The organism is uncultured Adlercreutzia sp. (genome assembly GCA_910585575.1).
Lineage (GTDB): Bacteria > Actinomycetota > Coriobacteriia > Coriobacteriales > Eggerthellaceae > Adlercreutzia.
On sequence record CAJUFS010000123.1, the window covers coordinates 1 to 3,652 of the forward strand.

3 protein-coding genes are annotated in these 3,652 nt (G+C 62.9%); all 3 read right to left on the reverse strand.

Translation table 11 applies throughout. From position 1 onward, the window contains the following. Positions 1 to 178: 178 nt before the first annotated feature. Positions 179 to 1,993, reverse strand: coding sequence for a penicillin-binding protein 2 (locus tag QZ307_RS10905; protein WP_295999740.1), 1,815 nt, complete (start codon positions 1,991 to 1,993; stop codon positions 179 to 181). After that, positions 1,990 to 2,571, reverse strand: coding sequence for a cell division protein FtsL (locus tag QZ307_RS10910; RefSeq protein ID WP_295999742.1), 582 nt, complete (start codon positions 2,569 to 2,571; stop codon positions 1,990 to 1,992). The genes QZ307_RS10905 and QZ307_RS10910 overlap by 4 nt, the downstream gene beginning before the upstream one ends. Positions 2,572 to 2,685: 114 nt before the next feature. Further along, positions 2,686 to 3,642 carry a 16S rRNA (cytosine(1402)-N(4))-methyltransferase RsmH gene (gene rsmH, locus QZ307_RS10915; RefSeq protein WP_295999743.1) on the reverse strand — a complete coding sequence of 319 codons (957 nt, stop codon included), beginning with the start codon at positions 3,640 to 3,642 and terminating at the stop codon, positions 2,686 to 2,688. Positions 3,643 to 3,652 lie beyond the last annotated feature (10 nt).

Here is a 3,652-nt window from a genome sequence, read left to right on the forward strand (position 1 = left end):
GGGCGAAGCTGTGGCCGTCCACCACGTTGCCCACGATGCAGAAGAACATATCGCCGGGCTGCACCTGGTCGCTGCGAAACGCCAGTCCCGTTACCTTCTCGTCGGGGTTGCCGATAATGGTGCATTCCATGCCCTGGAACAGTTCAGCACAGGTTTTGGTCATAGGTGACACGTCCCTTTACGATGTGGTGATGTTGTACTGCTTTACCGCACTGGCCATTATATCGTTAAAGATTTGGGTGGTCTGCCTCATGCCCTCAACCTCGTTGGCTCCTACAAAACAAACTAAATTGCTCGACGAGTTGTCAATGAAACCGCAGAAACCAAGATTGTATACGCCCTGCTTATAGCCGCCTTCCTCCGAAGCGATTTCCGCCGTCGATGTCTTGCCGCACACCTCGAAGCCCGCAAGGTCGGTGGCTGCCGCCACGCCGGTACCGTCGGTGACGACCGAGCGCAGCATGGAGCGCATGTTGGCAAGCGCCTCCTCGTCTTCCGTCACCTGCTCGGTGGCGTACTCGGGCACTTCCCCGCTCTGCGGCTTCGAGATAAGGAAGTGCGGCGTGCACATGACGCCATCGTTGAGCACCGTGGCGTAGAAGCGCGTCATCTGCAAAGGCGTGACCGCAATGCCCTGGCCGAAACTGATGTTGTAGCCGGCGATCTTGCTCCAGTGGTCGAAGTCGAGCACGGTGCCCGCCGCTTCCCCGGGGTAATCGACCCCCGTTTGCTCAGTGAAGTGGTAGCGGTGGATGGCATCGTCCAACTTGTCGAAGCCGGCGGCATCGCTGGCCAGCGAGATGCCTACATTCGAGGAGTGGTTCAGAATCTCGCGCAGCGAGTAGGTGGCCCCTTCGCGCTCGTGGGAGTCCGATACGTCGTAGTCGTCGGCCGAGATGGTGCTCGGGCAGAACATGGTGGATTCGGGCCCCATGAACTTGCTCTCCAGAATACCCATGGCCGACACCGACTTAAAGGTGGAGCCGGGCTCGTAGGCCTGGGTGATGGCCTTCACCTGCTCGGAGCCTACCTCCGACTTCTCCATCTTCGCCGGGTTCATGTAAGGCAGCGAGCAGGCCGCATAGATCTCGCCCGTCGCGGCATCCATGACAATCGAGCTGCCCTCATCGGTGCCGAGGTCCTTCACGCCCTCCTTCAGGGCGCGCTCGACGGTGTCCTGCAGCTTGATGTCCAGGGAGATCATGATGTCCTGGCCGTTCACCGCCGGCGTTTCCTCCTTGACCCCGCCCGGGATGGGGAAACCCTGCTCGCCGCGCTCGGCCACGTAGACGCCGGGCGTGCCCGCCAAAATGTCGTTGTACTGCAGCTCGAGGCCGGTAATGCCCTCGCCATCGGTGTTGCAGAAGCCCACCACCTGGCCGCCCACGGAGCCGTGGGGGTACTCGCGGCGCGTGTCGGCGATGAAGTAGATGCCGTCGAGCTTGAGCTCTTTCACCTTATCGGCCTCGTCCACATCGGCCTGGCGTTTCACGTAGACGAAGGTGGTGCTGGGCGTGCTCAGCAGCTCCTGGTAATCGGCAGCGTCGCCCCCCAAGATGCGGGCGAGCTCGTAGGCCTCGCGGGCCGCGTCGGTTACCTCGACGGGATTCGCATAGATGGTGGTAGCGTCCACACTGGTGGCCAGAACAATGCCGTTGCGATCATAGATGGTGCCGCGGCGTGGCGTGGTCTCGAAGCTGATAGTGCGGGACTCCTCGGCCATGGCCGAATACTGATCGGCCATGATTACCTGCAGAAACACGAGTCGAAGAAAGAAAACGGCCGCCAAGGCCGCAAAGCACATCAGCAGCACGCGGGCGCGGCCCGATACCGACGGCGCCTCCCAGGCGGCCACGCCGCTGCGCGACGTGCGCGAGCGCGATGAGGCGGCCGAGAAGCGCTGACGCTCCTGACGCGAACGCGACGAGGCACCGCGAGCGGTGCCGTGGCTGCGCGAAGAGCGGCTCTGGTAGGAAGAGGAGCGCCGGCTCATGCGGCCGCCCCCTGGGACGCCACCACAGCGGCACTGGCCGACAGCGACAAGTTGCCCGCCTCATCGGTGGCAACGACGTCGTCGTCGAGAATGATCTGGTCGGTGAATTCGGCCGTGGGAGCCGCCATGCCCATGGACTCGGCCTGGGCGCGAATGCGCGCCGGATTGGAGAGCACGCTCTGGGCCACTTCAAGGTCGTTCCCCTCGGAACGCGCCGACTCGATGTTCTGGGAAATCTCCCGCGTCTCCAGAGCGCAGGCCGCCGAAGCCGACGCAATGGTCACGCGCACAATGGCGATGAGCGCCAAAGCCACAGCCACAGCGGCCAGCACCTTGGCGGCCATGAGCACGCCTTCGGACAGCCCCGCGGACTCGGCTCGGCGTCCCTGGCCGGGAACGACCGCAATGCGCGGCTCGGGATTGAAATCGGGCAGCACCTCGGCCGTGGCCGTCGGCACATAGCGCGCGCCGCGATAGCTGGCCGCACTCGAGCGGGCCGAGCGGGCGGCCGTGCGCGACGGCGCGGCCGCGGAGGAGCGGCCGTAGGACGATGCGCGGTAGTACGACGATGCGCTCACGGTCTCCTCCTTCGGGTGCGTTTCGGTCTGCGTTTTAGGCTACACAAGCCCGAGACTCGCGTCGTCGGGCTTGTAGGGTTCGTAGAGCGTTTCTCTCTGGAAAGCCGGGGCTTTTCAGAGCTTTCTCGCGATACGCAGCTTGGCGCTGCGCGCGCGGGGGTTGCGGTCTATCTCTTCTTTGGCGGGCACCACGGGTTTGCGCGTGAGCACCTCGAGTATCGGCTTCTTCCCGCAGGTGCACACCGGCAAATCCGGCGGGCACGTGCAACGGTTCGCGTAGCTAGCGAACGTGTCCTTCACAATGCGGTCCTCTAAAGAGTGGTAACTGATGACAGCGATCAGGCCATTCGGGTTAAGCCAGCGCACCGCCGCGTCCAGCCCGCGCCGCAGGACGGTGAGCTCCGAGTTGACTTCAATCCGAAGAGCCTGGAAGGTTCGCTTAGCGGGATGACCGCCCGCTCGGCGGGCCGAGGCGGGAATCGCCGCTTTAATCACATCGACCAACTGGCCGCTTTCTTCGAAGGGGGCTTCCGCACGGGCCTTCACGATGAAGTCCGCAATGCGACTCGCCCACTTCTCGTCCGAGTTGCTGCGAATGATCCGAGCGAGATCTGCTGCGTTATAGGTGTTGACGATCTCTTGTGCGGTTAGGGTTTGATTACCCGGATCCATCCGCATGTCAAGTGGGCCATTCTCCTTGAAGGAGAAGCCACGTGATTGCGTGTCGATTTGCACTGACGAGACACCCAGATCGAACAGGATGGCATCGATGCCGGGGATCTCGCAGGAAAGAAGCAGCTCGTCGAGGTTGCCGAAGTTGCCGCGCAACAAGGCCAGTTCGGGACGGTGCTCGTCGGGAATCGCCCTCAGTTTCTCGGAAGCGGCCGTCAGCGCCACTTCGTCCTGATCGATGCCGATGAGCAGGCCGTTTTTCCCAAGCTGCTTGGCAGCCTCGAAAGAGTGCCCTGCAAAACCGAGGGTGGCGTCCACGTACACCGGATGATCCGGCAGGTCGAGGGCGTCGATGCACTCGGTGAGAAGAACAGGTATGTGCCGATATTCGCTTGTCACGGTTCCGCTG